The following is a 26,001-nucleotide window of genomic DNA, read 5'->3' on the forward strand; positions in this document are numbered from 1 at the left end:
GGGCTGGATCCAAAAAAAACCCGGCCTTGGCCGGGTCGAGATAAACGTGCCGAAGAACTTACTGCAGCAGAGACAGAACGCCCTGTGGAACCTGGTTGGCTTTTGACAGCACGGAGGTACCCGCCTGCTGAAGGATCTGCGCCTTCGACATGTTAGAAACTTCAGTTGCATAGTCAGCATCCTGAATACGAGACTGTGACGCGGTCAGGTTGGTCACAGAGGTGTTCAGGTTGTTGATGGTAGATTCGAAACGGTTCTGAATCGCACCCAGACCAGAACGTGCGGTATCCACATTTTTGATACGCGCGTCGAGGTCAGACAGGTCGCCGCCGGTGACGTCGAAAGTCGCGCCCAGGCCAGTGGTCTGGAAGCCAGCACCTGACAGGTCGATGCTGATGACGTTAGCGTCGGTAGCGTCGTTAGCGCCAACCTGGATGCTTACGCTGCCGGTGGTATCAAAGATTGCCGTGCCGTTAAAGGTACTTGCTTTACCGATACGGTTGATTTCAGCCAGACGTGCGTCAACTTCTTTCTGGATTGAGTCGATATCGTCAGCGCTGTTGGTGCCGTTTTTCGCCTGAACAGTCAGTTCACGAATACGCTGTAAGTTGGTGTTCATTTCGTTCAGAGAGCCTTCAGCTGTCTGAGTCAGAGAGATACCGTCGTTAGCGTTACGTGCCGCCTGAGTCAGACCTTTGATCTGCGAGTTCATGCGGTTAGCGATGGCTTCGCCAGCGGCATCATCTTTTGCGCTGTTAATACGCAGGCCGGAAGAAAGACGCTCGATCGCGGTGCTCAGAGAAGCCTGTGATTTATTCAGGTTGTTCTGAGTCGTCAGAGACATAATGTTAGTGTTGATTACGGACATAATAGTTTCCTTCAAAATCAGTTGGTTTAGTAGGCTGAGCCTTCACGCTCACGGCATCTGTCACCGTTACTGATGTTATCGGTTGGCTTAATCTGAACTTTAGAAAAAAAGTTATTGTTAATTTAACTTATTGAAATTTAATTTATTTCCAGCCAATTAAAACAACCTGCCTATTATTCCGCAAAAGAAAAATCACGTTAATCCGCCCTTTGCCGACAACCTAAGAATAGTAGAAGAAGAGATAAAACGATCCCGGTAATTACTGGCAAATCCCGCTTCTGTTCTGGCTATTAAAATTTTTACAACGGCATAAACTTTTATCTTCTTTGGCCGATATCTCATTGGTACATTTCTCACTTAAGGATTTCCCATGGCCAGTGTAAGCTCGCTCGGAGTCGGTACCAGCCTCGACCTGGACACGCTGTATACCAATTTAGAAACCGCCGAAAAAACCAAACTAACGGCGATTACCGATCAGGAGACCACCTATAACTCTAAGCTCAGCTCCTACAGCAAGCTACAGAGTTCAATGGCGGCTCTGGAAACAGCTACGGCTGCGCTGACCAAAACAACCGCGTTCAGTGCGACTTCCGTCACCAGTACCAATACTGCGTTTACGGCCACCACGGATGCGACAGCGTCAACCGGTGATTACAGCGTTAACGTAACGCAAATTGCTAAAGCTCAGACGTTGATTTCTGGCTCTATCAGCAGCAACAGCATCGCGTTAGGCGCGACGACATCGGGTAACAGCCGTACCCTGACCATTGCTCAGGGGGGATCGTCCACCCCGCTGACGCTGACGCTGACCGACAGCCAGACTTCGCTCACCGGCATTGCCGATGCGATCAATAAAAGCGCCGGTAACATCAGCGCCAGCATTATTAAGGCCAGCAGCGGCGACTATCGCCTGATGCTCAGCTCTAAAACCACCGGCACCGACAGCGATATGACCATCAGCGTTACCGGTGATGACACGCTGCAAAGCGCAATTGGCTACGATGCCAGCGCGACCGGCACGCAGAATATGTCCGTACAAACCGCTTCGCAAAACGCCAAACTCAGCGTTAACGGCGTGGCTATTGAGCGCAGTAGCAATACCATCAGCGATGCCCTGACCGGCGTGACGCTGAATCTGAAAGCAGCAAGCACCGACTCCAGCGGTGAAACCCTGACGGTTTCCCGTTCAATTGATGACACTAAAAAAACCATCAATGCGTTTGTGACCGCTTATAACTCGCTGAAATCAACCATCGCTTCGGTAACGAAATATACCGCCGTGACGGCAGGAACTTCGCAGTCGAGCAGCAACGGTGCGCTGTTAGGTGATGCGACAGTGCGTGCGGTTGAAAGCAAAATGAACTCAATGCTGACCACAGTGCAGAGCGGTTCTTATTCGATTCTGGCGCAGATGGGCATCACTATCGATCCCAGCACGCAAAGCGATGGCTCAACCGGCGCGTTGACGGTAGATGACACGAAACTGACTGCCGCGCTGACCAATAACCCGCAGGCCGTCAGCCAGTTCTTTATCGGTGATGGCTCGACTACCGGCTTCGCCACCCAGTTCGACAGCACCTTAACAGCCATGCTGAGCACCTCAACGGGCAAAGAAGGCATCATTAAAAATGCGCAGGATGGCATTAACGCCACCCTGAAAGAGCTGGGCACACGTTACGACACGATGAGTGACCAGATTGACGCAACCATGGCGCGTTACAAAACGCAGTTTACGAACCTGAGTACGCTCGTGAACTCGCTGACGAACACGTCAACCTATCTGACATCACAGTTCTCATCGTCAGATAGCTAACCGGAGAGAGAGTCCATGTATAAAAGTTCAGGGGCACAGCTCTACCGCAAGGTAGGGCTTGAAAGCAGCGTCCTGGGTGCCAGCCAGCATCAGTTAACAACTTTGTTGTTCGACGGGGCGCTTAGCGCCCTGGTTCGCGCACGCCTGTTTATTCAGGATGGTCAGATCGAGGGCAAAGGCAATGCGCTCTCAAAAGCCATTAATATCATTGAAAACGGTCTGAAAGCAGGCATTGCCGATGAAAGCGGCGACGAGCTGGCCGACAACCTGATTTCACTGTACGAATATATGACACGACGCCTCCTTCAGGCTAATTTGCAAAATGATGTCGCTGCCGTTCAGGAAGTGGAAGATCTGCTGCGTAACATCGCTGATGCCTGGAAAGAGGTTATTGCTACCACTGCCCTTCAGGATGCCGTTTAATGAAAATAGCACCGCCACTGCTCGCGCTTTACCAACAATTACTGGAACTCAGTCAGTCCATGTTGCGCCTGGCCACCGAGGGCAGTTGGGACGAATTGATTAGTATGGAAGTCAATTATGTCAATACGGTAGAAAAGCTGGCGGAATGCACGCGTCAGTACCCGGTTCCGGCTAATGCCCAGCATCAGCTGCGTCCCGTCCTCCGTCATATCCTTGATAATGAAGCAGAAGTTAAAAGCCTGCTGCTGGCGCGGCAGGAAGAACTTTCGTCGCTGATCGGTCAGACAATCCGGCAGAAAAGCGTGAATAAAGCTTACGGCGGCATGTCTGGGGTGATCCTTTTCCCACAAAGCTGAACCAAACGATAACGTTCTCTTTAGTATGAATTTTTATACACTCCTCTCCGTGTCAGAGCGGCATAAAATAATTACGCTCTGACACGCGCTTTTCTTACCGCCTGGTCAATACTTCAAATTCCTCACTGTCGAATATTGGAGCAAGGACATGCGTAATCCCACTTTGTTGCAGTTTTTTCACTGGTACTATCCGCAAGGCGGCAAGCTGTGGCCTGAAGTCGCCGAACGGGCGCAGTGGCTGGCCGAGACAGGCATTACTGATGCCTGGCTGCCCCCTGCGTATAAAGGCAGTTCAGGAGCCGCCTCACCGGGCTATGACACTTACGATCTTTTTGACCTGGGGGAGTTCGATCAAAAAGGATCGCGGGCGACGAAATATGGCGATAAGGCGCAGCTGCTGGCGGCGGTTCATGCGTTGAGAGAGCATCAGATTGGGGTAGTAATGGATGTCGTGGTGAACCACAAAATGGGCGCCGACGAAAAAGAAAGGATTCTGGTCAACCGGGCAAACCCGGAAAACCGTGAAGAGATTGATGAGGAAGCGTTCGAAGCAGATGCCTGGACGCGGTTTAACTTTCCGGCGCGTGCGGGCAAGTACTCGAAGTTTGTCTGGGATTATCGCTGTTTTAACGGTGTCGATCAGATCGAAAACCCCGACGAAAACGGCGTGTTTAAAATCGTTAACGACTATACCGGCGACGGCTGGAATGAACAGGTCGATGATGAACTGGGGAATTTTGATTACCTGATGGGGGCGAATATCGACTTCCGTAACCGTTCCGTTACGGAAGAGCTGAAGTATTGGGCGCGCTGGATGATGAACGAAATCCCCTGCACGGGTTTTCGCCTTGATGCGGTCAAACATATCCCGGCGTGGTTCTATAAGCAGTGGATTGACCATATTCAGGAAGTTGCGGAACAGCCGATGTTTATCGTGGCCGAATACTGGTCATATGAAATTGATAAATTGCAGAACTATATTCATCAGGTGGAAGGCAAAACCATGCTGTTTGATGCCCCCCTGCAAATGAACTTCCACCATGCTTCCCGCGAGGGGGCCAGTTACGACCTTACCACCATCTTTAACAATACGCTGGTAGAGCACGATCACTGGCACGCGGTGACTATCGTCGCAAATCACGACACACAGCCCTTACAGTCCCTCGAAGCGCCGGTTGAGCCCTGGTTCAAACCGCTGGCCTACGCGCTGATCCTGCTGCGTGAACAGGGTGTTCCCACCGTTTTCTATCCCGATCTGTTTGGCGCCAGCTATGAAGATTTTGGTGGCGATGGCGAGCAGCATCAGATTGAAATGCCGGTTATTGAGGATTTGGAAAAGCTGATCCGCGCGCGCCAGCTGTATGCTCACGGTGTGCAAACTGAATGGTTTGACCATCCTAACTGCATAGCATTCGCCCGTAGTGGAACCGAGGAAGATCCGGGGTGTGTGGTGATTATGTCTAACGGTGATGAAGGGGAGAAAACGCTTCAGCTGGGAGAAAGCCTGGCGGGCAAAACCTGGCGGGACTATCTGGAGCATCGCGAAGATCGTATTACTACCGATGAGGAAGGTAACGCGACCTTCCACTGTAATGCAGGCAGCGTCAGCGTCTGGGTGCTGGAAGATTAATATCAAGCCCGAACAACAAAAGCCACGCGCCCTGGTGAATTGACGGCATGAAGTCGGACAGTTAATCAGGCAGGTTGTTGGAACGTCGTAGTACCTGAGTTCGGGACTCTACCGGACTCAGGCCTTCACCACTTTATGCTGGTGCTTTCTCCTTCGTTGCGTCTCTGACTTCAGCCCTGAGTTCTTGCAAGATGAATTAGTACATTGATCTCAGACAACTTTTCGAACAATTTAAGCCAGTAAACTCGAATTCCCTTATCGATTAAAAGGACTTTCAGAAATGGCTATACCTGTATATTTATGGCTTACCGACGACGCAGGAAACCAGGTAAAAGGCTCTGTCGATATTAATGAGCGTGAAGGTAGCATTGAGATTGTTGAACTGATGCATTCCGTTAGTTTACCCACTGACGACAAAACGGGGGAAATAATATCCCGGCGTATTCACAGTGATTATGCTCTTATCAAAGAAACAGATAACGTCTCACCTTATCTTTATCAGGCTGTGACAACAGGGAAATATTTCAAAAAAGCCGAACTAAAATTCTACAAAATTAATGATAACGATCAGGAAGCACAGTATTTTACCACCACACTCGAAAACGTACGCGTAAACGAAATTGAACCTTTCATGCTGGATACAAAATACCCTACCTTTGCGCGACATAATCATCTCGAGGCGGTATATCTCAGTTATGAGAAAATCACCTGGCATTATATCGATGGTAATATCATTTACTCGGATTCAGGAAACTCAAGGAAAAGCGCATAATGGGATGGATTTATAACGTCAATTCTAAAAGTTTTTATCTCAATAATACTTACCAGTTTTCTGCAAAATATTCTGGAAGACCAGGTTATAAAGATGACAGTGCAAATGAGTGTGTAAAGAGTAAAGGCCCGATTCCACGCGGTCAATATACAATCGGCGATCCTTTCTACCACCCCAAAACACGTGCATGGACTATGCGCCTTACCCCTGCCACCTCTAACCACATGTGCGGACGCGACGGCTTCATGATCCACGGCGAAAGTTCAAAGCATCCGGGCGAGGCTTCAGATGGTTGCATCATTCTCGGTTTGCCCGGGCGAAAAGCAATAGCTGCCAGTGGCAATCGTTCACTCACGGTGGAATAGCACAATGAAAATAATCTGTATGATTAGCCTTATCGCCATTCCTGCACTTTCATGGGCGAATGTTGATACTGGTTGCGCTAAGGTTGGCGCGTCTGTGTATCTTGATTTAGCTGATGCCATTGTGCACGATTTACATATTGACCGTACTACACTGCATGAAAAAAAAACTACTGTTGAGGTGTTGGATATTTTTCCGGTTTCGAAACTATTCGCTGAACAAATGGCGGATACTGACTATAATAAACAGACCGGGCTCAAGCTGAAGAAAGAGGACTTCTTCGAAAGCTATTACACAAACGGGGCAAAAAGTATTACGGCGAAGTACACTTTTACGAATAAAAAAGGCCAGCGCAATGTTTTCATCGTTTCCAGCCTTCAGAATAATGATGAGTGTTCAATCCGTTTAAATGGATATTTGACGCTATCGCGCGAATTTTAAATATTAAAATAACGGGCACGATAATACCTCTTTAAAGGCCGGAGAGTACGGGAAGATTAATATCAAGCCCGAACAACAAAAGCCACGCGCTTTACCGCACGTGGCTTTTTTACATCAGAACTTTTCGCTTTTCATCATCGCTTTATGATGCGTTTTACTTTTAGCGGTAGCGGCTTTTTTGGCCTGTACCACTTTGTCATTTTCATGTGCCAGCGCATTCTGACACCCGGCGGTGGGCTGATGGACTCGCTGCAAAACCAGCTTGTCATAATGCAGCTCATTGCCTTCTAGGGTTAGCGGCATCACGCGAACCTCATTATTGACATTCACCCAGTCCCCGGAAAACTGGGTGACTTTACCCGGCTTGGCAATGACGCGCTGCCACTCACGGCAGTCAAGCGTGTCGCCCTGAGCGGTGATAATCAGGCTGGCGATAGCGTCTTTGCTCACCAGACCTTTTTGCGGCCCCATCGTCTGCCAGTTGCCCACCAGGTTTGCTGGCGGCGCTGTTTTTACCGCGCTCTGGTAATTCGGTATCTGCGCACAGCCTGCCAGCGCAACAGCACCCGCTAAAATCCACTTTTTCATTTTCAATTCCCGACTCCTCGACCAGGCGGTACGTTATAACCTTTTGCCAGTATAATTCAAGCCTGACCCTCTGAGGTGCAGACAAAGAGGTGCTCATTCGTTCGCGTCCGTATACACTAGCGCGCATTATTTTTTGTTGGACTGATTATGAAAACTATCGAAGAGTATTACACCGCTGCCACCGCCCTGTTCCTTGAAGCCCACCCCGACATCAAATCAGGTATTGCAACGCTAAGTGAAGAAGATGCGGCAAAGATGGGCCTGAGCCTGCCGCAACTGCAGCGGATGCAAACCGATCGCGCTTACGCGGCGTTTACCCGCGAGAAAAAGCTGGATGGCATGCTGTTCGCTATCCAGCTGGCCGAACCGGATAAAGAAGTTGCTGCTCAGGCCATCGAAGCCTACCTGCGTGAACATGCCGCTGCGCTGGGAATGACCTGGGAAGCGTTTTGTATTAAAAACGAACTCTGATGCCCTGTCGGTAACTCATAGCTGCGTCGGCGAAGGCTGGCGCTAATCATTCCGGTTATTTTTTTCCCCTCACCTGCCGCGATCCCCACAACTTTCCCTGAAGTTTTTAGGACCTTTTTAAACAAGAATCCGGCCTAACCAAAACTGGCCGCAATAAACACCGAGTTAACTGGAAATTTTAAGAGTGAATTTTCCGATTTTTCGATCGGTTTAACGCGCCTTAGTTAAGGTTAATTAACCTTCCGAACGATTGAATTTAACGATTCACAAAGTTATTCTTTACGCGCGCTAAACACGTAAAAAAAAATTTGTTACGGCTTGATGAACGGCCGTGCGCCTCTTTATGGTTCAAACAGTTGCACTTAAAACACCGTTAAGCCTGTTCCGGCCCGCAGCCAGCCTCTGTCTTGTCAGCGTCGCTTCCTGCCAGCATTGCCCTGAATAAAACTTGAGCAACAGAAATGCCATTAAGCCAATACAAAAACCAGGTCCTTTTTCTTTTTATCATCACCTTACTTTTAGCCACGCTGGGTTTATATTGCCGTACCAATGCCGCCCTCTCGCTGTTCTGGCCTTGTAACGCTTTCCTGCTGGGTTTGCTGGTCCGTTTTCCACAGCTTTCCACCCCCCTGACTTTTCCGGCAATCTATGCTGCGATGGTAATAGCCGACGTGATGTTCGGCACACCGCTGAACGCCTCGCTGGGCATGGACGCGGCTAATCTTTCGTTTATTATCACGGGAATGGCCGTCGTTTTATCCCGCTACTTTAGTCCTTATCCGCGGCGGCTCCAGGCACTAAACCGCGTTTTCCCCGCCTCGCTTCTGGGGGCAGCCGTCTGCGCGGCTCTTGGCGCAACGGCCAGTCAGCACTACTTTCATGACGATCTGATGAAAGGCTGGATCTCGTGGTTTTGCGAGCAGTTGTCCACCTCCATCCTGCTGCTACCGGTGGTGATTACCGTGCCCCGCAGCGACGAGCTGCGCCAGCTAAGTAAAGATCTACAGGAAAGCTCGCTAATGCCGCTGGCATTGCTGGTGGTTTCACTGGCCGTCGGAATTTATGTTGGGGGCGGCGGCAGCCTGATTTTCCCTCTGCCTGCCCTGCTCTGGTGCGCCATCCGTTATCCGCTGTTTATCAGTTGCGTACTGACGCTGTTAACAGGAATTGCCGAAATTATTCTGGTTGCCGGCAACATTCAGACCATTCAGGGCAAAGATGATTTTTTTATGATCGACAGTCTGGCATCGGCACGGCTGGGCGTGGCGGCAATGACCATCAGCCCACTGATTGTGGCGCTTAGCAGCACGGCCAATAAAAAGCTCATTGCGCGTATCACCCGACGTGCTGATTATGATTTTCTTACCGGCGCGCTCACGCGCAGTGGACTGGCAGCGCAACTGGATGCTATGGCGGCGCGGCGGGAAAACGCTTTTTATGGCGCTGCGTTTGTTATTGATATCGATCGGTTTAAAAGTATCAACGATACCTGGGGTCATGCAGCAGGTGATTATGTGCTGGCAAAAACGGCCGAGCGTATCCGCCAGACACTTCTGCAAACCGCGATTGTCAGCCGGATGGGTGGCGAGGAATTTTTGGTGTTAATCGAAGGGATTTCCTTGCCCCGTGCCTGGCTGTTGGCCGACAGACTGCGGCAAAGTATTGAGCAGCACAGCATCATTTTTAACGACCAGGATCTTAGCGTAACGGTCAGCATCGGCATCAGTACGCTCAATATTATTGATGCCACCAGCCTGGACGAATCGATTAAAATTGCAGATGAGCAGCTTTATATTGCCAAGAGCAGCGGCAGAAACCGCGTTTGTCCTGAGTTTGTGGTGTAACGATGGTTGTGCCTGATGTGGGTCCAAACGGGGGGAGGAGGATCCTGCCCCTGATAAGGGACAGGAGATGGACGTCAGGCTTCGTTATCAATGCGGTTAGCTTCGATCTCAATATCCTGGATAGTTTTATCCAGCTCATCAAGCAGCCCGCCCTGCTGGGTCAGCAGATCGTTGATGCGTTCGGCAAACGCCTGATGTTTGTATTCCCCCTGATCGAACGCCAGCCAGTGGGTTGAAAGCGTTTCTGTATTGGATTGTGCATAGTGGCGCATTTCTTTTAACTGCGATGTCACATCACGTAAATGTTCGGTCGGAGATTTGCGTTCTTCGTTATCGCTCATGCCTTGATCCTTTTAGAGTTAAAAAAGTACTCATTAGTGTGACCCTGCGCATAGCGAGAAGTTCATTAACACTTTTTTAACCCCACAAATACAAAAAAAAGCCGCCATTGCTGGCGGCTAAAGCCATATTACTGGCTAAAAGTAAGCAATTTTACGGTCTGTACCGTTAATATTGACCGTGACATAGCCTGCCGGCGTCGTGGTCGAAGGTGCTGTTGCAGTGGTGGTGGCCACCGTCAGCACGCCTTTCTCGTTAGCTCCTACACCTGCAAGTCCGTTATGCAGGCTCATGCGGGCGTTCACCGCCGTGGTTCCTAACGTACTGGTATCCGTTACTTCTGTCAGGCTTGGCAGGAAGAAGCAGCACTCACCTGAATCAAAGCGACTTGGACCGGTTGCCTTCAGGCTGAATGAGGTATCACCGCTGTTGGCTTTCACCTGAATAAAGACTTCAGCATAGGTGATACCCAGGCGGTTCAGTTTAACGTCCAGTACGGATGGCAGCCCCTTGTGTTGGATATCGCCGTAAATGCCATCCCAACAGCGGGAGACGTTCAGCCAGGTCATGCAGGAACCGGTCGAAGTGGTCGGGTTCCCGGCCGTAACGTTCAGCGCTTCCGTGCTGCGCTTGCCAACAATTTCAAAGATCCACTGCAGGTTATCTTTCGGGAAGTTGATTTTACCCAGCTTGAACCACTTATCACTGCTGGTGTTGTTCGTTACGCGATAGCCTGAGTACCAGCCTGGGCGAATCGAACCGTTCAGCGAGATACCGTAGTTCTCCTCACGACGCCAGCCATACTCATAAATGGACAGCCATTTATTTGCGTCATCATAATTCAGGTTCAGGTTACTGCCGGACTGCAGGTTAATCTGGCGCAGCTGCACGCGACTGTTGGTCATATCCAGCGGGTTAGGACAGTCTTCCACGCTCAGCGCATCGACAATCCACTGCCCCTCACTTAAGTTACCGGGGAAACGTGAATGCTCGATCCATACGTTGTGGATCACGCCCTGAGTCACACGCGGCATATACAAGCAGGCATCACCGTAGCTGTACTGGAAGTTAGCATTGGTTAACTCAACGGCAGTGGAGTGATCCCAAACGCCTTTCGCTGTACCTGACCAGCCCACATCAAATACCCTGCCGTAGGTCGTCGTGGTATAAATCTGGTTAAATTTAGTATCCAGCGTATCCAGCAGCTTGATTACCGTACCACCACAGTTGTTAGCGCGGAAACCGTCAATCAGCACGGATTGTCCCGCAACGATGGTATTTTCAAAGAACGGCTGCACGTTGGAACACATCGACGCGGTGATAGCCCCTTTGTTGGTGTTGATATCTGCCGAGGTCTGACCGTTCCAGGCAATCCCTTCAATGGTGGTTCGGCGAGCCTTAACCTTGAACACCGGCGATGTTGATTTATCGGAAACAATCGTGGTGCGGGGAATGCCGCCATGGGGGTTGTGATCCCCATAAATGTAGAAGAACGGGATTTCAGTTGCTGAAATATCAATCGGTTTCACCAGGAAGTTACCCGCTGGGAAACGCACGGCGATATCGCGCATACTGGTGTTATAGTTCTGCGCCCAGGTCAGACAGTTCTTCACCGCGGTGGTGTCGTCCGTTACGCCATCCCCTCTTGCGCCGAAGTGGAACAGATGAACTTCCGCCGGATCGTCGACCACACGCCGCCAGTAAAAGCCGCTACCCACGGCAATAGTACCGCCATTATCAGCAGGGGGCGTAGTGGTAACATACCCTACGAAATCACCGCCTCCACGATAATAGTTATCGTTATTATAATAACGACGCAGCTTGGCAAGATCGCCTGTTTTCGTTGGCGCAGTCGTTTTCAGTTCAGCAAAAGAGTTAACTTCAATCATAATAACCTCCGCGACAATAAGCACATGCAAATTGCCATCATTAATTAAATTATTAAGGGAATTTATCTTATTTGGATCATCCTTTATTTTTATACACCACCCCTTCCATAGATGTGGTTATTTCACTTTATCCTTATTGGATGCGCAGACTTTATTCCACATGTCATTATGCACATTGATTTCCTTTACCGTCCTGATGTCCATTAACTTCCAATCCTGACCGTAGGTTCGGATTGGAAAAAAAAGCGTACAAGATGAATCGGCGATTAATTTCGGACTATTGTTCGTTGTTGAATCCCGACTGGCGCAGCTTATTGCGAGCGTCGTCGTCAGTAAGAGCATTATTAGTGGTCTGAACATTTTTCGCCTCCTCGATATTTTTTGCCTGCTTCTCGGCTACGGCAGAAATCTGTGCGGATTCAAGTTTTGCGGCTTTGACATCTGAGCGTGCTCTTTCCTGCACCTTGCCGGTTTTTTTTCCGCCGAACCAGCTGGCAGCCACTGCTGCCACCGCGACGCCGATACCGGCAACGATATGCCAGCTGCCACCAAATAAATTTAAAAGCGTATTCATGATTTATCTCCCGTGGTTGGCGGCTGAGGCGGCTCCGCCGCAGGCGGTGGAGTGGAGCCTTCTGGCGGCGGAGTGGAGCTCCCTGTTGGGACTGCCTTTGGTGCCGCCGCTGGCGCCGTTATGGGTGCCGCCGTGGTTACTGCTTTTGGTGCCGCTATGGGTGCCGCCGCGATTACCGCTGGCAGCTCCTTCACTAATTTTTTCTGCCGGATAAATTGCGCAATAACTGCCATTGCCACCATAAATGCCGCGCCTAATCCGAGAAAATGCTGTGGAATAAAAGACTTAACATCTTCAGGAAGCCCTTCCCAGGCATTTGATGCCGAATCAGGAAATGACTGCACCCACGCACCTACTGCCGACCCCGCAGAAGCTAACCAGACAGACCAGGTTTTAAACAGCAGTCTGGCATGAGCAACAATCTCAATTTTTCCGCCCCGGCTTATCCGCCAGACGATAAATATCACTGCGAGCACAAACAGAATAAAAATAATGAATCTCATATAACCCCCTGCCATGCATCATAAGTTCCGCTACGCATCGCCTGAGCGTGACGTTTAGCTCGTGCCGGGGTTTGCTTCGCCCAAAGACTACTCAGCATACCTTCTGCTGCCCCTTCGAAATTACCGTTGGCGATCATTAAAAGCGTATTTTTAAAAGCGGCCAGACCGTCAACGCCAAGTTGATAAGCCATGCTGTAAAGCACATCGGTCCGGACGGAATTGCACTGTTTCAATGCTGCCACCAGCACAGGTCGGTTATTAATTTGTTTAACTTTTTCATCCAGTAACTGCTGCATCCAGACGTTTCCTACGCTTCTGGGCAGGCTGAATTGATAATGAGACAACGGCGTATCTTTTGGTCCTATTAAGATCCCGCAACCTATTGTTGGATAACCTTCTGTGTCAATATATGGTTTTTCTTTATAACCTTCTTCAAAAGCTAATATATCAATTATCTTACTCATTTCTCACCCCTGTCATCGTAATAACCGCAACTGCGGAATTTAAATTTGAAAGGTTCCCCGGTGAAAATGAATAGCGCCTTAATCCTGGCGGTCTAAATTTCCTTTCTAACACACTAGAACTGAATTTGCGTACGCAGCCACTTTTTTTAGAAAAATTATCAATCGATAGTTAAAATAAGCAATTGCCTGATTTTTTTCTTATTGAATTTAAAAAGATTTACTGATTAGCTGGGAGAATTAATTATTTTCACATTCAAGCTCAATATCCAGCGCGCTCAGCACCCCTTCGACAAATCCTTCCGCTGTTTGCAGATCTTTTCGAATGGTGCCGTCAGCACAATGTCGTCGGCGGGCAATCGAACGGAGTGAAATTCGATAATGATAATGGGCAACCAGTAACGCATGTTCTTCCGGATGATCAATCTTCAATCTGCTGATGCAGCTGTCGAGGATCATGCCGTCGTTATCACTACAGATGGGTCGATTGGAAGGCGCTGAAGTGATTAAACCCCGAAAGCCAGCCGCGATGTGAGAATAACTGACACCGCTCTGTTCTGTCGCCGCCCAGCCGCCCCACATTTCCAGTAAACGTTTAATGTTGCGCATTGTATGTTCCCCCTTACACAGTAATTGAAGCACAGGATGCAAGAACTTTACGGCACTTTTCTTTAACACCTGCTAATTTCAAAACGGTACTGATTTCGCGCAACGTGCTGAAAAAGTCAGCACCGTTACGCTTTCTCCTGGTAAAGGGTTGCCAGCGATTAGACTGGGCGGCCAGATTGATAAAGAGCGGGTTGCTGATAGCCTGAGAGAATGATTTTTTATCCGCTTGAGTATCAGCACACCTTAATTAATAGCAAAGGTTATTAAACATGGCAATAGCAAAGCGTGTTTGACGAAAAATACGCGTCGCTATAAATTCTGGTATATGAAACCGAATACACTCGCCTACCGACTGAACATGGCTATGTCCATGATGGGAATCACCCAGGGTGCTTTAGCTAAAGCATCGGGCGTATCACAACCTACGATCTGGCGTCTGACTAAAGGCGAGGCTGAGGGGTCTCGCAAACTTGTTGATATCGCCAGGGCTTTGGATGTCAACGTGCAATGGCTGGCCAGCGGCGAAGGAGAGATGCGTGGAGCATCCTCCCTCAGCGCTGTGGAAAAAGTAAAGAGTGGTACTACTATCCCTGTTTGGGGGCCGGAAGGCAAAACAGGAGAGATAGTCTCTGCACCCAATGGTGTAAAGGCGAAGAGAACCTGGCGCGCCTACATTCTGGACAGGAATAGCGGCTGTTCAGAGGCTACCGCAGGCAGCATTATTATCATTGATACTGACGTACCACCTGAATCTGGAGATTTGGTGATGGCCAGGGTAAATTCACGCATCTCTGTCTACCGCTATCTTGAAGGTCCCTCCAATGGTTTTTTAACCGTCGACGACCCCCGACTCCCCGCCGTGGAGTTGTCGGAAGAGTCAGAACTGATTGGCGTTGCAATCTTTTTGATTCGTGATTTAAGGCGATAAGTACTGACATCCTGCCCTGGCAGAATGGTTTCCTTGTAACGCCCTCCAGACACTCTGTGCAGCACAGATATCATCAGCTTATCCTCGCGAAAACCCGCCCTCTGTAACAGTTAATCTGCGCAGAGGCTTTGGCGCATTGATTCAACTGAATAGATTAGTAAAGCTTTTAATAACATCGCCAGAATAAAGCGTAAAAAAAGCGTTAAGAAAATAATTAATCCTTTTAAAACAATAGATTACGTTAATAACAAAAGTTATAGCGCCAATACCTATTGATATTAATAATAACTATGGCTATTGTTTTTAATGTCGGACAAATTTCTGACGCTAACGTATCAGTCTGCGGCAATTCAAGCGGCTGGAAATCCTACTAAATTGCTCCTGCCCGGGGGTTTTATGACCACTATCATCTGGAAAAAACATCAGCCTAACGGTACCTGTAAGAGCCGTTATAAAGCGCGCCGCGCGCAAGCCCTTGCTCTGCTTGAACAAGAAAAGCAGCTGGCCCGCCGGGTTGCCCGGGTGTTGTCAGGGTGCAGTCCAGGAGTTTTAAAAGCGCTGCATAAATAACCATAACCACCATTTCCTTTAATTAATACTGGATGCATATACAGTATTATTTTTTTCCAGGGTCGATCAAGTTTTTTCCAGCGGAAAGTCACGATAGCCCAGCCTTTCGTACGAATCTGCGAGGGTTGGGCAGTTTTGAGATGCAGGAATGCCCACAGCGAGAGGCTGCGGAATGGGGAGTCAGGAGAGGATGTCAGAATGGGGAAGCGATCGGTCTGTTTGTAGGGTAGAGGCGATCGCTGTCAGGAACAAACCCGGGCCAAAACTGGCTGGATATCAGCCTGCGATGACTTTGTAGCTTACCGTCATAGAAGATCTGCAAAAAATGCAGTTGGCTCCATGGGGGTTTTTAGGCGTGATGTTATAGATTGAGAAGCGGTACTGACATCCGTGGCATGCCGGACATTTGAATTTAATATTTATAGTTTTTACCTTCAAAAAAATGTTTCGAGCGACCAACCTAACACTCTGAGAGCTGCTTGTCTGGTTTTTCTCGCCTATTTCAACAATGAGTTACCTCACCTGCTGTAAACTTTTCTCCCCTGCCACTGGCAAGCACTGGCATGCAGATATGCACTTCCCTGCTAAAACCTATAAGAGGGAGGAATGTCATGGCGTAATGAAAAGCAGAGATCGGACCGATCCCACCTGTTGGTCCCCCATCTGCTGGCGCTGGATAAACGCCTCGCCAGCCAAATGGGTCACTCAGATAGCGCGTTGCGTTTACTACACCTGCATATTCATCATAATGGACTATGGTTTCATATAGTTAGGCTGATTCAGGCTGGTTCAGGTTTTAACAGAGATATACCGCAAGGCAGGAGCCAGCCGTTAAGTTGGTTTAAGCTGCTTTGCGGTATTTTTTTGTGCTACAGGTGTGCTACTTCAAAATTAAGCTTGTGAGATGCTCTGTGGGTTGGGGCGCATGTAACCATGCTATCCACATCATATAAGCTTAAAATCGTCCTCAAAGTCTTCTGGCCGCCTTCTGATGCTATTCAGGCTCAACAGGTACGGCATCCCGATCGACAGCGAAGTTGGCCTCTCTAACTCAAGCATTTTAATTGCTTTATTTTTTTAGCTAAGTTACTGTCGCCTGGCGTATTATCCACCACGAATTTCTTTGTTCATCTGCTAAATTTTCCGGCCCTACGCCGGATTTTTTTCAATCTAAACCAAATCATTGGCGTTTTGTCTTGTTTCTTGAATACTTGCTAAATCCTTACAATTACTGAGCCTGTTATAGGCTATATTCTCCTGGCTACACACATACGTAGTGTGGTTCTGAGAATGTTCTGTTTATAAATTTGTTAGACTTAGTTCTATACCAGCCATAGATCCGCCCGCCTGTTGCGGGCTTTTTTTGACATACGCGCTAATGTTAAAACGATCGCCTATCATCCCATACTGACATAACCGTCATTATCACCACACCCAGTACGGTAATCTCATCCATCATACCGCCCTCTATTGCTTTATCATCTGGCGTAATGAGCGCCCGCCCTCTGGACATATTTTTCTTCACTACAAAAGCTTGAGACTATTCTTAAGTACAGGGAAAAATGATCTATAGCACAAAATTCAAACAGATTTATGCATAAATTTAAAGTGTACGAAGAAGAACCAATGAGTGATAACCTCTTACTTTTTGGCCCGCGGCCCCCTGCGGGCTTTTTTTGGCGGGCCCTCAAGGCTAAACGAATGATGCCGATAACATAATATAACATCAGGGAAACCAGCCCTCGGGCAAAAAAAAGACTGTCAGACAGCAAACACAGCCCGCCTTGTGCGGGCTTTTTTAAAATGCGCTAACCATTGTTAAAACGGTCGCCTGTCATTCACTACTGATATCACCGTCACTATGACCACTCCGCGGACAATCACCTCATCCAACAAAGAATCTTCCAGTGCTTCCCCGATAGGATTAATTATCGCATCACCTAAAATTTTTCCGATCGCCACCTGCCCGAAAGGCTCATATCAAATTCATCTCCTTAACCACGCTTTAGAGATGAGTCAACTATATAGTTCAGGCCATCGTGGTTGACGTGGAACGTTGCGGAAGGGTGATGGATGAACAGCCATTCGAGTCGAGGCGCGACCCGACGTAATGTGTGGCTGGTGAAGAGAACCCCGTCATAACTCCCCGTTATTGGGGTTGAATAACTGAAACGTCCGGCGCTCGCCTTCTTCCGTAGAAACGTCTTTGAAGCTTTCCTGGTAGTGCTCAATCCAGATGTTGGCTTCTTTAAGCGTACAGATGTGATTGTACTTCGCCAGAGTCCTGACAAAGTCCACTGTTGTAACCGTCCGCCTTCCCAGCGGGCTGATAATAATGCTTTCGCGGTAAGCTGTACCGATATCATCTCTGCGTGCCATACATTCTCCATTTACTGTCTTTATATACAGTGATTGAGGTGGCGGCGCGGTGGCAACTGCCGGAAGGGTCAGGCGTCGAGCCCGTCAATGGCTTTCATGCGCCTCAGTAATTCAGAAATATTCACTTCAGTAGCTTCAACTTTTGACTCCAGGGCTTCTACTTTATCCTGTAAAACTTGCACAGTGCCGATTAAATATCCACAAAGCGCTAATGGGTCGACCTGAAGATAAGATAATTTGTCTGTGATCACTGAGCCTTTTAAATGCTCACGTGCTTCTTGTGCAATGAATCCAAACTCCCATTTATCGCCATCCCCCTCCGTTTCTGCAAACGTTTTAAGGTTGAAAGAACGCAGCCTTACATTTTTCACTGCTTCATATGCGACCTGCTTATCTGCATCTTCGATATTACTTTTTAATCTTTCGTCAGATGCGAAAATATTAATCCCGTAAGAACCGCCGTCTATATTTAGCTCAAGATATCCTGTAGCTACTGCCGTAAACATTTTAACCCTGCCGTTCAAGGACCACAGCTGATTTGGCGACATAATATAGTCAGAGGCTTGTATTCCGCCTGTTCGTGTAAAACTGACAACTCCCGTATTTGCAGTATTCTCCTTGTTAATAAAGCGCATCCTGAAGCCGCCATTTCCCAGCCCCGGGTTGACGATCAAGGAACCTGCTCCTGAAAAAGTCGAATCTTCATTCCATCTGAAATGCAAACCTTGACTGGCCCCGTTGCTTCCGCCCAGGTAGGTAGTAGATGCTGGATAGTACGTGTAGCCCCTTACTGTCTGCGCTGCGACAGTCTGTACACCATCAATATTTACTCCATCATCTACTTGCAAGCTTGTGCCAATGCGCAAGCCATTTGATACCGTACCGGCGTGATCTGCGTGGCGAATTCGATATCGCTGTACGGCTTGGTCGTGCCTTCCGGCACTACGGCGGCCTTATTGGTAAAGCCGGTCTGCTGTACCCAGAAAATGGCCGGCGCGCTGGTACGGCCCGGTGCAATCAGGTCGCGGATAAACAGGCGCTGTTTTGGCGCGGTGTCGATACCCGGCTGGCGCTGAGGCTCAACCACGCCGTCGGCAACGCCGGTTGACAGTAGCGCGGCATTAACCGGCACGCTGACGCGCTTGCCGCCCTCCACACTGGCGGCAAATGCCTTCAGTGCTTCAGAACTGATCACGGTATGGCCCACGGACTCGACGACCTTTTTCGCGTTTGCCAGCGGCATGTTGGCGACGTGCTGCTCAAGCTCGCCCAGGGAAGCCTTCAGCGTTTTATTCGCCTCGTTCAGTGCGTTGAACTCGGTGGCAATCTTGTCCACGGCGTCCTTGGTCTGGGCAGAGAGCTGGCCGGAGTTTTTAGCTTCTTTCAGCGCGTCTTCCGCCTTCTGACTGAAGGTACCGGATACTTCTACCAGCTTCGCGGAGACTTTTTTCAGTAACTCATTTACATCTGACATGGTGATTCCTTATTTGCCGAACGCGGCCAGCGCGTTTTGAAGTTGTGTAATATTTTCAGGATTGATTTCGTCGGTAGCGCCCGGCATACCTTCAGGAACGGCAGCAGCGCCTGGCTTGCTGCCGGATAAAGCTTTAAGCAGTTTTCTACGCTCGGATCGCGGCGTGTCGGTCTTTGCTAACAGCGCGTCAAGCTTGCGCAGCGCGGCGGCCGGACTGTCGTCGTCGTCCGCGATTTCATCAGCGGAAAGCAGGCGATCGGCAAACCCTTTATCCACCGCATCGCTGCCGCCGATATAGGTTTCGCCGTCCATCATTGCGGCCACGTCCTCTATGCTGAGGCCCGTGCGCGCTGAATAGATATCGCCCATCGCCTTATCGAAAGGCTCCATATCCGCTGCGACTTGCGCCAGGTCGTGACGGTTGCCCATCGCATAAACCCAGCAGTTGTGGATCATCAGGAAGGCACCGCGCCCGATTTGTACATCGTCACCGGCCATCGCGATGATGGAAGCCGCAGATGCTGCCAGCCCCATCACCTTGACGGTGACTTTGCCCTTGTACTCGCGCAGCAGGTTATAAATCGCCAGGCCTTCAAACATATCGCCGCCCGGCGAGTTGATATTGACGGTGACGTCCGCGCCGTTCATCGAGCGAAGCGCACCGGCAATGCGGCTGGCCGTTATGCCGTCGCCCCAGTAGTCGGCGCCGATCACGTCGAAAACAGAAATGCTGTTGTCGTCAGCGTTCGCGGCCCTGATGCCGCCGTTCCAGCGTTCCATTGCGGCGGACGGCAAATCCCGTTTTGAGAGTGCAGAAGGCCGCCCCGCCGGTGCTTCCGGAAGGCTTTTCAGTGTCATGGGATTAGCTCCTAGGCCGCCTGTTTCAGCGGGGATTGCTCAAAAGGTATGTCGGGGAAAATATGGTTATGTAGCTTCCGCAGCTGCGCGGCCTGAGCGGCCTGGCCGTTGGCTTTCAGGTCTTCCAGCGGGGTAAGGTTCAACTGGACGGTATAAAGCTCACCACCTTCAATCGGCGGCATGTTCTCAAGGCGGCGCACGTCATTACGCGACATCCAGCCATTTTGCAGCGCGGTAGTGTAGTACGCGGCGCGCCCGGCGCTGTCGGCACGCAGCAGGCCTTCAACAGAGAATTCCGCGAAAAGGTCTTCGTCACCGTCCAGCAGGCAGCGCGAAATCTCCTGCTCAATATTCACCAGCAGCGGGCGCAGCGTGTTAGTCAGAAACTGGAGGTTCATGCCCTCAACGCTTGAAGCCCAGCTACTCTGCTTATCGGCATGACCGACCATAAACGGCGGCACGCGGAACCAGCGGCAGATTTCCTCAATGCTGAATGCGCGCGATTCCAGCATCTGGGCGGCTTCGGGATTCATGGTGACGTTCTGATATTTCAGCCCGCCTTCCAGTACCATAATCTTTCCGGCGTTTTTGGATCCGGTGAATGCCTGCATGTAGCCGCGTAACCGCTCGCGCTGATCTTTATCCAGCGCCTGCTCTGCTGACAGAAATCCGGAGCTTTGCAGCCCGTTCTCAAATATCTTGGCCGCCGACTCCTCAACAGCCATTGCGGAGCCGATCACGTCACGCCCGGCCATCATCGGCATCATGCCGCAGACGCCATCCAGGCCAAAGCCGCGAATGTGCATCAGGTTCTTTACCGGAATGACGCGCTGCGTCTGCACCTCGGTATAGGTGTATTCCAGATTGCCGTTATCCAGCCGCTTTACAACCATGTTTTGTGGCAGCAGCGGCACCAGCGACACCATACGATTGCCGATCATCTTTTTTTCGACAAACGCATTGCCGCGCAGGCAGATGCTGGCAACCACCATCAGCATGAAACGCGACGGCGTCATTTCGATATTCGGGCGGCGGCACAGCACCTGATAGGCCGGATGCGACGTGGCTGGCTTGCGTGATCCGTCCGGCTGGCGCTCGTAAATCTTCAGCGGCAGCGTGGAAACGGACTCGCTCAGCAGCCGGACGCAGGCCCAGACGGCGGACAGGTGCATCGCTTTGTCAGTCGATACCACCTTTCCGCTGCTGCTGAGGCCCATCCATTCCTGCCAGAACGTACCGGTAGTCAGTCCGATCGGTACGCCCAGCCAGTTCAGCAGCGCGCTTTTCACCTTGCCGGGCTGTTTGTTCTCTTTCATCAGAAACCTACCATTATCGGATTATCAAAGAAGCCGCTTAAGTCCTGCGGCTCTTCTCCGCCGTTGAGGATCAGACGACTGAGCCCGGTAAACATGGCGACCGGGCCGTCTATTTTTGCCTCTGGCGTCGATTTATTGGGAAACACGTTGTCGTTTTTGTCGGTCTTTGCGGTAACGTTGCTCATCATCCAGGTCATGACCGGATGATTGTTGTGGTGCAGGCGCCCGGCGTAGGCCAGCGCCTCCGTTTCCTTCATGGCTTCGGACAGATTGCGCACAGTCTGCGCCACCTCCACCATCGGCACGCCCTCTTCCGCCAGTGAGAGGCTGAATTGAGTTGCCCCCCACGGGTCAAAACCGATTTCCCGCAGGTTTTCACCGGCGATCCACTTCAGCAGGTCTTCTTTGATAACGGCGTGATCCACAACGTCACCGTCCGTCAGCGTCAGGTGGCCGCTGTCGCGCCATTTCTGGTACAGCTCGCCCATCTGTCGGGAGCAGCGATCCAGACGCCCCTCAGGGAGCCAGAACATAAAGTCTGCATGCACGTGCCCCGCTGGCGCCCGCCAGACTTTCACTGCCGCGCAGATATCAATCTTGTTTGCCAGATCCACGCCGACCCACATCGGGTACGTTTTCAGCTCGTGCACCGGCGCCAGCGGTGAGCATTCCTCCCACTTCACCATATCCATCCACGCCGACTCGGCGCTGACCCAGATATTGAGATGCTTGGTGAAAAAGTTGTTGCGGGCGGAAACCTGCTCCTGTGCCTTTTTCGCCAGGCGGCGCAGGTCGTCCCAGCGCTTACAGATGCCCAGGCCCGGATTGGCCTTCTGCCACACTTTTTCGTCGAAAGGCTCGTCGCCCTCGTCCAGGGTAAAGATGATCCCGAAAAAGGTGTCGTCATCCACCACGCCGCTCAGCACCTTCACCGCGTAATCGCGCAGCTCGTAACAGATGCCCTCACGGTTAAAGCCTGCGGTGGTAATGGCAAACAGCAGGGACTGCGAGCGGGCGCCGGTTGCGGTTTCCAGTACGTCCCACACGTCGCGGGTGCGGTGCGCGTGCAGCTCATCAACGATCGCGCAGTGGATATTCAGGCCATCGAGGTTATTGGCATCACTGGAGAGCGGCTCAAACTTTGAGGCGGTGCGCTCCTGAAAAATTGCCAGCTTGTTGTAATCGAACAGTCTGCCCAGCGCGGCGCGGGACTGCTTAATCATGTTCACTGCATCGTTAAAAACGATGCGCGCCTGGTCCCGCGTGGTGGCGGCGGAATATACCTCGGCCCCGCCTTCCCCGTCTGCACCCGCCATATACAGGCCGATGCCGGAGGAGAGCGTTGATTTGGCATTTTTACGCGCCACCTCGTTATAGGCCGTGCGGAAACGGCGCACCATTACCGGCTTGCCCTTACTGTTCAGCACCTGCTCGCCCGTCAGCTCGTTTATCTGCGGCACGACGAAGCCAAAAATGTTAATCAGGATAAAGATGTGCCAGTCCATCAGGTCAATCGGCTTACCGGCCAGATCGCCTTTGACATGCGGCACAAATTTATAAAAATTGAGGATGTGCTGCGCGCGGCTTTCGCTGAAGAAAACGTTGCGCTGTTCGCCGACCTGTAGATCGTCCAGGAACCGGGCGCAGGCCTGCTTCACATATTTGCACGCAACGATTTCGCCGCTTATCACGCGCTCTGCGTAGCGGATGCCGTCTGCAACCTTTGCCATCAGTCCCTCGCTTTCAGGAATTCTTCCAGCGGATCGACCTTATCAGGACCACCAGCATTAACTTTGCTGCGCGAGGCAGGGGTCATACCGAACTCTGACAGCATGGCGCGAATGCGCTTCCAGGCATCTGATTTCATCGCAGCTGCCGGATGCGCTTTTATCATTACGTCGCCGGTTTGTGTCTCCACCCGGTACGTATAACCTTCCGTATCGAGCGTTTCGCAATGGCGGCGATATTCGGTATAGGCTTCTATCAGCAGCTCAAGCGCTTTTCCGTCGAGCTGAGTAAGCACGCCGATACCGTCAAGCTCCTGAGCAATCTGCTGGAACCAGTACTTGCCCATTTTGTCGAGATGCTTCGGAGTATTGGGTACCCCTTTCTCTGGCTTAGGTTCATTCTGGTTTACCGGTCGCTTAGATGGGTTCCCCCTCACCAAAACCAGGTGTGACGGGGTTTTCGGTGGTCCGGGCATGGGGAAACTCCACTGAGAGTGGTACCTTGGGGGTACCCATAAAAAAGGTTTCTAACCTGCGGCGATGCGAGAAAAACTTAGGCGGCGGTCCTTTGGGGCGCAGGCTCTGAACTCCTGACCCGCCCTCCCCCTCGGTTGACTTGATGAGAATGACTCTCATTTGATGCCATTTCTTTACATTTCACTAGGTTGCTGATGGGGGCCCTGACGACTTCTCTCTGTCGCCGTCTTAGCCTTGTGACACGGCCAGCACAACGATTGCAGGTTGCAGTCATCGTCAGTGCCACCGTGAGCTTTGGGTTTGATGTGGTCTACTGTAGATGCCGGTACAGGCTTTCCACCCTTAATGCATTGCTGGCAGATGTGCCGGTCACGCTTCAGGATGCGGGCACGGATGATGTCCCACTTACTACCGTATCCTCTCTGGTGCCTGCTCTGCCCGCGCTGATGCTGTTGCCAGCCTTCATTGCGATGATCATCACAATAGCCGGCGCGATCCGTTGTTGTCTTAGGACAACCAAGTTTTCGACATGAACGGGGGATTGCTGATGGCATGCTGGCTCCAATAAAAAGCCGCCCGAAGGCGGTCAACGTAACAAAGGCTTTTAATTCAGTTCACAGACATGCAGATCAGCTCACTTATAGTTACGTTTAGTGCCCCTGCAATCTTGCTCATTGTCAAAAGTGAAGGATTACATTTACCGCATTCAATATTGCTTATGTAGCTTCTGTCCAGATGAGCATTTCCACCCAGAGTTTCCTGGCTGATATGCCTGACTTCCCTGTAATATTTAACCTTTTTCCCAAAACAGGTGAAAAGAGACGTGTTCGCTCTTATCTCGGCCTCGGGATGCTTAAGGCTACGCATGAACAATGAACCTGGCATGGCAGTGAGGGCAAACCACTACCTCTTCTCTGGATATTTTGGTAATGGATTGCTTTGATTTTTTCCTGCAAACAGGGCACATAGCGTCAGAGGTGATTTTCGAGATTTGATCCATTACCCGGCTAAAATAAGACATGGTATCTAACCTTTTTTATGAATGAGACTAATCGTACCACCCTGTATATTATTTATACTAAATACTTTTCATTTGTGTGACTTTAGCCGATTATCCTTAGAGCCTACGAGCTCCAGCGGGTTATGCTTATCAGAGCGCTACCTCTCTTGGCCTTTGCCCATACATGCAAAGGTGCAGTGAACCCTATCTTCCCTGTCTCATCGTGCGCAGGTGCGTTAACAGCAGGCTTTGACGGTGAATCCGACCAGCACACCTCAGAGAAGCCAGGCCAGCTTACAACGGTCATATAAGCGTTATTGGTACCATCGGTGATCTGGATGTATTCGCTATCGTTGAGTGTGATTGTCTCGGTTGCCATCGTTATGCCTCGTACTCAATGCGCGTCATGTATCTCTCGCCCCAGTGAGTAGTAGCAAACGGGACGGTTACCGATGCGGCACCGTTAAATGAAATAGTGGTGTTGGTGTTGTCGCTAAAGTGAATCCTGATGCCGCTGGCGTTACCGTCTCTCTGGACAGTTACAGATGAAGCAGCGCGGGTAACAGTTGATGATGATTCAGTAATGATCGGCGACGTGGCGTATGGATAGTTCCCGGTCTCTATCATGCCGATACCTGCCGGGAAGTTGCTGCCGTCTCTGCTTGCCCTGGCGAACCATGAGAACACGTAATTCGCTACAGCGATGTTTGCCGACTGAGTAAGAAACAGGAACGGGTTGCCTGATGGGTCATCACCATTGCGGCCTACCCATATCCGGCATCGGCTCGCCTGGGTTGGCGTCACCGGGAAAGTGAAGCGTGTCCACTTATCCGTTAGCGCGTAGTGCGTCAGCGGGACCAGCTGAACATTGCCGTTATCCTGAGTCACCATAAAGTAAGGCGCTGTGTTTGGCACCTGGCCGATCGCTCCACCGTCAGGCGCACCGGTCGGGTCTGGCATCAGCGTGTAATCACTGGACTTAGCCACATTGCCAGATACCGCTGTTGCGCGGTTATTTACCTGGATATTGGTACTGGCCGGCTCCGGCTGATGCCTGCCGATGATTACGCCACTTTGGTATTCGAGAGGCCATTCGTTAGCAGCAGAGGTAGCGAGTCTACCGGATGCATCCCAGTAGAGATGAGATGGACCACTATATGCAACGCGGCTATCCAGCGCTTGCGCTGTCAGGTCGATAGCTTTAATGCCAGCCTTAACCGCCTTGCCTATGCTTATCGCGCCTGGCACCCAGATACCGCTGAATGATTTCGCCCCGATTACCGGAGCATTCGGGGTTGTGATCATATTAGTTCCAATAAAAACCGCCC

27 protein-coding genes and 2 pseudogenes are annotated in these 26,001 nt (G+C 50.6%); 10 read left to right on the top strand and 19 right to left on the bottom strand.

The window, feature by feature from the left end; all coding sequences use genetic code 11:
• Positions 1-58: 58 nt before the first annotated feature.
• Positions 59-868 (bottom strand): flagellin, encoded by an 810-nt coding sequence (locus EHV07_RS13290; protein ID WP_147198517.1) that lies wholly within the window; start codon positions 866-868, stop codon positions 59-61.
• 370 nt (positions 869-1,238) lie between these two features.
• Between EHV07_RS13290 and fliD the strand changes: the two genes are divergently transcribed.
• The 7 genes from fliD (at position 1,239) to EHV07_RS13325 (ending at position 6,666) form a co-directional block, all read left to right on the top strand.
• Entirely contained in the window at positions 1,239-2,681 is a 1,443-nt protein-coding gene (gene fliD, locus EHV07_RS13295; protein WP_147198518.1) for a flagellar filament capping protein FliD, read from the top strand.
• A gap of 15 nt (positions 2,682-2,696) precedes the next feature.
• Positions 2,697-3,104, top strand: coding sequence for a flagellar export chaperone FliS (gene fliS, locus EHV07_RS13300; protein WP_147198519.1), 408 nt, complete (start codon positions 2,697-2,699; stop codon positions 3,102-3,104).
• Positions 3,104-3,460, top strand: a complete 357-nt coding sequence (gene fliT / locus EHV07_RS13305) for a flagella biosynthesis regulatory protein FliT (RefSeq protein ID WP_147198520.1) — start codon at positions 3,104-3,106, stop codon at positions 3,458-3,460. Before fliS ends, fliT begins: the two co-directional genes overlap by 1 nt.
• Positions 3,461-3,608: 148 nt before the next feature.
• Positions 3,609-5,090, top strand: coding sequence for an alpha-amylase (gene amyA / locus EHV07_RS13310; RefSeq protein WP_147198521.1), 1,482 nt, complete (start codon positions 3,609-3,611; stop codon positions 5,088-5,090).
• A gap of 280 nt (positions 5,091-5,370) precedes the next feature.
• Complete coding sequence (locus tag EHV07_RS13315) at positions 5,371-5,862, top strand: type VI secretion system tube protein TssD (RefSeq protein WP_147198522.1); 492 nt, start codon at positions 5,371-5,373, stop codon at positions 5,860-5,862.
• Positions 5,862-6,227, top strand: coding sequence for a tlde1 domain-containing protein (locus EHV07_RS13320; RefSeq protein WP_147198523.1), 366 nt, complete (start codon positions 5,862-5,864; stop codon positions 6,225-6,227). Before EHV07_RS13315 ends, EHV07_RS13320 begins: the two co-directional genes overlap by 1 nt.
• Before the next feature lie 4 nt (positions 6,228-6,231).
• Positions 6,232-6,666 (top strand): Shiga toxin A subunit, encoded by a 435-nt coding sequence (locus EHV07_RS13325; RefSeq protein WP_147198524.1) that lies wholly within the window; start codon positions 6,232-6,234, stop codon positions 6,664-6,666.
• A 114-nt stretch (positions 6,667-6,780) separates the two neighbouring features.
• Here the strand turns inward: EHV07_RS13325 and yedD are convergent, their stop codons facing one another.
• Positions 6,781-7,254, bottom strand: coding sequence for a lipoprotein YedD (gene yedD, locus EHV07_RS13330; RefSeq protein WP_147198525.1), 474 nt, complete (start codon positions 7,252-7,254; stop codon positions 6,781-6,783).
• Between the two features lie 147 nt (positions 7,255-7,401).
• Between yedD and EHV07_RS13335 the strand changes: the two genes are divergently transcribed.
• Positions 7,402-7,725: a DUF6388 family protein gene (locus EHV07_RS13335; RefSeq protein WP_147198526.1), complete on the top strand. Its 324-nt coding sequence runs from the start codon at positions 7,402-7,404 to the stop codon at positions 7,723-7,725.
• 461 nt (positions 7,726-8,186) lie between these two features.
• Positions 8,187-9,569 (top strand): GGDEF domain-containing protein, encoded by a 1,383-nt coding sequence (locus EHV07_RS13340; protein ID WP_147198527.1) that lies wholly within the window; start codon positions 8,187-8,189, stop codon positions 9,567-9,569.
• A gap of 74 nt (positions 9,570-9,643) precedes the next feature.
• On the opposite strand, the gene EHV07_RS13345 is transcribed toward EHV07_RS13340, so the two are convergent.
• The 6 genes and pseudogenes from EHV07_RS13345 to EHV07_RS13370 all read right to left on the bottom strand — a co-directional run bounded on the left by EHV07_RS13345 (position 9,644) and on the right by EHV07_RS13370 (position 13,944).
• A complete protein-coding gene (locus EHV07_RS13345; protein ID WP_147198528.1) occupies positions 9,644-9,910 on the bottom strand; it encodes a hypothetical protein in 267 nt (88 codons plus the stop codon).
• Positions 9,911-10,045: 135 nt separating this feature from the next.
• Positions 10,046-11,797: a glycosyl hydrolase family 28-related protein gene (locus EHV07_RS13350; RefSeq protein ID WP_147198529.1), complete on the bottom strand. Its 1,752-nt coding sequence runs from the start codon at positions 11,795-11,797 to the stop codon at positions 10,046-10,048.
• A gap of 277 nt (positions 11,798-12,074) precedes the next feature.
• Entirely contained in the window at positions 12,075-12,371 is a 297-nt protein-coding gene (locus EHV07_RS13355) for a hypothetical protein (RefSeq protein ID WP_147198530.1), read from the bottom strand.
• A gap of 191 nt (positions 12,372-12,562) precedes the next feature.
• A pseudogene (locus EHV07_RS13360) lies at positions 12,563-12,874 on the bottom strand (hypothetical protein); the annotation flags it as partial.
• Complete coding sequence (locus EHV07_RS13365) at positions 12,871-13,338, bottom strand: glycoside hydrolase family protein (RefSeq protein WP_147198531.1); 468 nt, start codon at positions 13,336-13,338, stop codon at positions 12,871-12,873. The gene EHV07_RS13365 and the pseudogene EHV07_RS13360, both read right to left, overlap by 4 nt.
• 237 nt (positions 13,339-13,575) lie before the next feature.
• Complete coding sequence (locus EHV07_RS13370; RefSeq protein WP_147198532.1) at positions 13,576-13,944, bottom strand: antiterminator Q family protein; 369 nt, start codon at positions 13,942-13,944, stop codon at positions 13,576-13,578.
• A gap of 370 nt (positions 13,945-14,314) precedes the next feature.
• Here EHV07_RS13370 and EHV07_RS13375 point away from each other — a divergent pair, with 370 nt between their 5' ends.
• The gene (locus EHV07_RS13375) at positions 14,315-14,872 is read left to right on the top strand and encodes a LexA family transcriptional regulator (RefSeq protein ID WP_254446243.1); all 558 of its coding nucleotides are present in this window, start codon (positions 14,315-14,317) and stop codon (positions 14,870-14,872) included.
• Between the two features lie 2,706 nt (positions 14,873-17,578).
• On the opposite strand, the gene EHV07_RS13380 is transcribed toward EHV07_RS13375, so the two are convergent.
• The 11 genes and pseudogenes from EHV07_RS13380 to EHV07_RS13430 all read right to left on the bottom strand — a co-directional run bounded on the left by EHV07_RS13380 (position 17,579) and on the right by EHV07_RS13430 (position 25,978).
• Positions 17,579-17,821, bottom strand: a complete 243-nt coding sequence (locus EHV07_RS13380; protein WP_147198533.1) for a DNA polymerase V — start codon at positions 17,819-17,821, stop codon at positions 17,579-17,581.
• A gap of 68 nt (positions 17,822-17,889) precedes the next feature.
• A complete protein-coding gene (locus EHV07_RS13385) occupies positions 17,890-18,669 on the bottom strand; it encodes a tail fiber domain-containing protein (RefSeq protein WP_147198534.1) in 780 nt (259 codons plus the stop codon).
• 32 nt (positions 18,670-18,701) lie between these two features.
• A pseudogene (locus tag EHV07_RS13390) lies at positions 18,702-19,295 on the bottom strand (phage major capsid protein); the annotation flags it as partial.
• 9 nt (positions 19,296-19,304) lie between these two features.
• On the bottom strand, positions 19,305-20,153 hold the full coding sequence (locus EHV07_RS13395; RefSeq protein ID WP_147198535.1) for a head maturation protease, ClpP-related: 849 nt from the start codon (positions 20,151-20,153) through the stop codon (positions 19,305-19,307).
• Positions 20,154-20,164: 11 nt separating this feature from the next.
• A complete protein-coding gene (locus tag EHV07_RS13400) occupies positions 20,165-21,469 on the bottom strand; it encodes a phage portal protein (protein ID WP_147198536.1) in 1,305 nt (434 codons plus the stop codon).
• Positions 21,469-23,199: a terminase large subunit gene (locus EHV07_RS13405; RefSeq protein WP_147198537.1), complete on the bottom strand. Its 1,731-nt coding sequence runs from the start codon at positions 23,197-23,199 to the stop codon at positions 21,469-21,471. The genes EHV07_RS13400 and EHV07_RS13405 overlap by 1 nt, the downstream gene beginning before the upstream one ends.
• Positions 23,199-23,672 carry a phage terminase small subunit P27 family gene (locus tag EHV07_RS13410; RefSeq protein WP_147198538.1) on the bottom strand — a complete coding sequence of 158 codons (474 nt, stop codon included), beginning with the start codon at positions 23,670-23,672 and terminating at the stop codon, positions 23,199-23,201. The genes EHV07_RS13405 and EHV07_RS13410 overlap by 1 nt, the downstream gene beginning before the upstream one ends.
• Before the next feature lie 174 nt (positions 23,673-23,846).
• Entirely contained in the window at positions 23,847-24,227 is a 381-nt protein-coding gene (locus EHV07_RS13415; protein WP_147198539.1) for an HNH endonuclease, read from the bottom strand.
• A gap of 55 nt (positions 24,228-24,282) precedes the next feature.
• The gene (locus tag EHV07_RS25185) at positions 24,283-24,558 is read right to left on the bottom strand and encodes a helix-turn-helix domain-containing protein (RefSeq protein ID WP_371419640.1); all 276 of its coding nucleotides are present in this window, start codon (positions 24,556-24,558) and stop codon (positions 24,283-24,285) included.
• Positions 24,533-24,694, bottom strand: a complete 162-nt coding sequence (locus EHV07_RS24780; protein WP_147198541.1) for a YnfU family zinc-binding protein — start codon at positions 24,692-24,694, stop codon at positions 24,533-24,535. The genes EHV07_RS25185 and EHV07_RS24780 overlap by 26 nt, the downstream gene beginning before the upstream one ends.
• A 360-nt stretch (positions 24,695-25,054) precedes the next feature.
• The gene (locus EHV07_RS13430; RefSeq protein ID WP_147198542.1) at positions 25,055-25,978 is read right to left on the bottom strand and encodes a hypothetical protein; all 924 of its coding nucleotides are present in this window, start codon (positions 25,976-25,978) and stop codon (positions 25,055-25,057) included.
• Positions 25,979-26,001 lie beyond the last annotated feature (23 nt).

Source organism: Pantoea sp. CCBC3-3-1 (genome assembly GCF_007981265.1).
Lineage (GTDB): Bacteria > Pseudomonadota > Gammaproteobacteria > Enterobacterales > Enterobacteriaceae > Erwinia.

What these genes read in the sequence shown, in the direction of transcription:
- fliT (WP_147198520.1), top strand. Translation starts at nt 3,104, where the DNA reads ATGAAAATAGCACCGCCACTGCTCGCGCTTTACCAACAATTACTGGAA.
- EHV07_RS13415 (WP_147198539.1), bottom strand. Translation starts at nt 24,227, where the DNA reads ATGCCATCAGCAATCCCCCGTTCATGTCGAAAACTTGGTTGTCCTAAG.
- fliD (WP_147198518.1), top strand. Translation starts at nt 1,239, where the DNA reads ATGGCCAGTGTAAGCTCGCTCGGAGTCGGTACCAGCCTCGACCTGGAC.
- EHV07_RS24780 (WP_147198541.1), bottom strand. Translation starts at nt 24,694, where the DNA reads ATGTCTTATTTTAGCCGGGTAATGGATCAAATCTCGAAAATCACCTCT.
- EHV07_RS13365 (WP_147198531.1), bottom strand. Translation starts at nt 13,338, where the DNA reads ATGAGTAAGATAATTGATATATTAGCTTTTGAAGAAGGTTATAAAGAA.
- EHV07_RS13355 (WP_147198530.1), bottom strand. Translation starts at nt 12,371, where the DNA reads ATGAATACGCTTTTAAATTTATTTGGTGGCAGCTGGCATATCGTTGCC.
- EHV07_RS13430 (WP_147198542.1), bottom strand. Translation starts at nt 25,978, where the DNA reads ATGATCACAACCCCGAATGCTCCGGTAATCGGGGCGAAATCATTCAGC.
- EHV07_RS13370 (WP_147198532.1), bottom strand. Translation starts at nt 13,944, where the DNA reads ATGCGCAACATTAAACGTTTACTGGAAATGTGGGGCGGCTGGGCGGCG.
- EHV07_RS13395 (WP_147198535.1), bottom strand. Translation starts at nt 20,153, where the DNA reads ATGACACTGAAAAGCCTTCCGGAAGCACCGGCGGGGCGGCCTTCTGCA.
- EHV07_RS25185 (WP_371419640.1), bottom strand. Translation starts at nt 24,558, where the DNA reads ATGCCAGGTTCATTGTTCATGCGTAGCCTTAAGCATCCCGAGGCCGAG.
- yedD (WP_147198525.1), bottom strand. Translation starts at nt 7,254, where the DNA reads ATGAAAAAGTGGATTTTAGCGGGTGCTGTTGCGCTGGCAGGCTGTGCG.
- EHV07_RS13345 (WP_147198528.1), bottom strand. Translation starts at nt 9,910, where the DNA reads ATGAGCGATAACGAAGAACGCAAATCTCCGACCGAACATTTACGTGAT.
- EHV07_RS13290 (WP_147198517.1), bottom strand. Translation starts at nt 868, where the DNA reads ATGTCCGTAATCAACACTAACATTATGTCTCTGACGACTCAGAACAAC.
- EHV07_RS13320 (WP_147198523.1), top strand. Translation starts at nt 5,862, where the DNA reads ATGGGATGGATTTATAACGTCAATTCTAAAAGTTTTTATCTCAATAAT.
- EHV07_RS13350 (WP_147198529.1), bottom strand. Translation starts at nt 11,797, where the DNA reads ATGATTGAAGTTAACTCTTTTGCTGAACTGAAAACGACTGCGCCAACG.
- EHV07_RS13380 (WP_147198533.1), bottom strand. Translation starts at nt 17,821, where the DNA reads ATGGCACGCAGAGATGATATCGGTACAGCTTACCGCGAAAGCATTATT.
- EHV07_RS13315 (WP_147198522.1), top strand. Translation starts at nt 5,371, where the DNA reads ATGGCTATACCTGTATATTTATGGCTTACCGACGACGCAGGAAACCAG.
- EHV07_RS13340 (WP_147198527.1), top strand. Translation starts at nt 8,187, where the DNA reads ATGCCATTAAGCCAATACAAAAACCAGGTCCTTTTTCTTTTTATCATC.
- EHV07_RS13375 (WP_254446243.1), top strand. Translation starts at nt 14,315, where the DNA reads ATGATGGGAATCACCCAGGGTGCTTTAGCTAAAGCATCGGGCGTATCA.
- EHV07_RS13405 (WP_147198537.1), bottom strand. Translation starts at nt 23,199, where the DNA reads ATGGCAAAGGTTGCAGACGGCATCCGCTACGCAGAGCGCGTGATAAGC.
- EHV07_RS13325 (WP_147198524.1), top strand. Translation starts at nt 6,232, where the DNA reads ATGAAAATAATCTGTATGATTAGCCTTATCGCCATTCCTGCACTTTCA.
- amyA (WP_147198521.1), top strand. Translation starts at nt 3,609, where the DNA reads ATGCGTAATCCCACTTTGTTGCAGTTTTTTCACTGGTACTATCCGCAA.
- EHV07_RS13410 (WP_147198538.1), bottom strand. Translation starts at nt 23,672, where the DNA reads ATGCCCGGACCACCGAAAACCCCGTCACACCTGGTTTTGGTGAGGGGG.
- EHV07_RS13335 (WP_147198526.1), top strand. Translation starts at nt 7,402, where the DNA reads ATGAAAACTATCGAAGAGTATTACACCGCTGCCACCGCCCTGTTCCTT.
- EHV07_RS13400 (WP_147198536.1), bottom strand. Translation starts at nt 21,469, where the DNA reads ATGAAAGAGAACAAACAGCCCGGCAAGGTGAAAAGCGCGCTGCTGAAC.
- fliS (WP_147198519.1), top strand. Translation starts at nt 2,697, where the DNA reads ATGTATAAAAGTTCAGGGGCACAGCTCTACCGCAAGGTAGGGCTTGAA.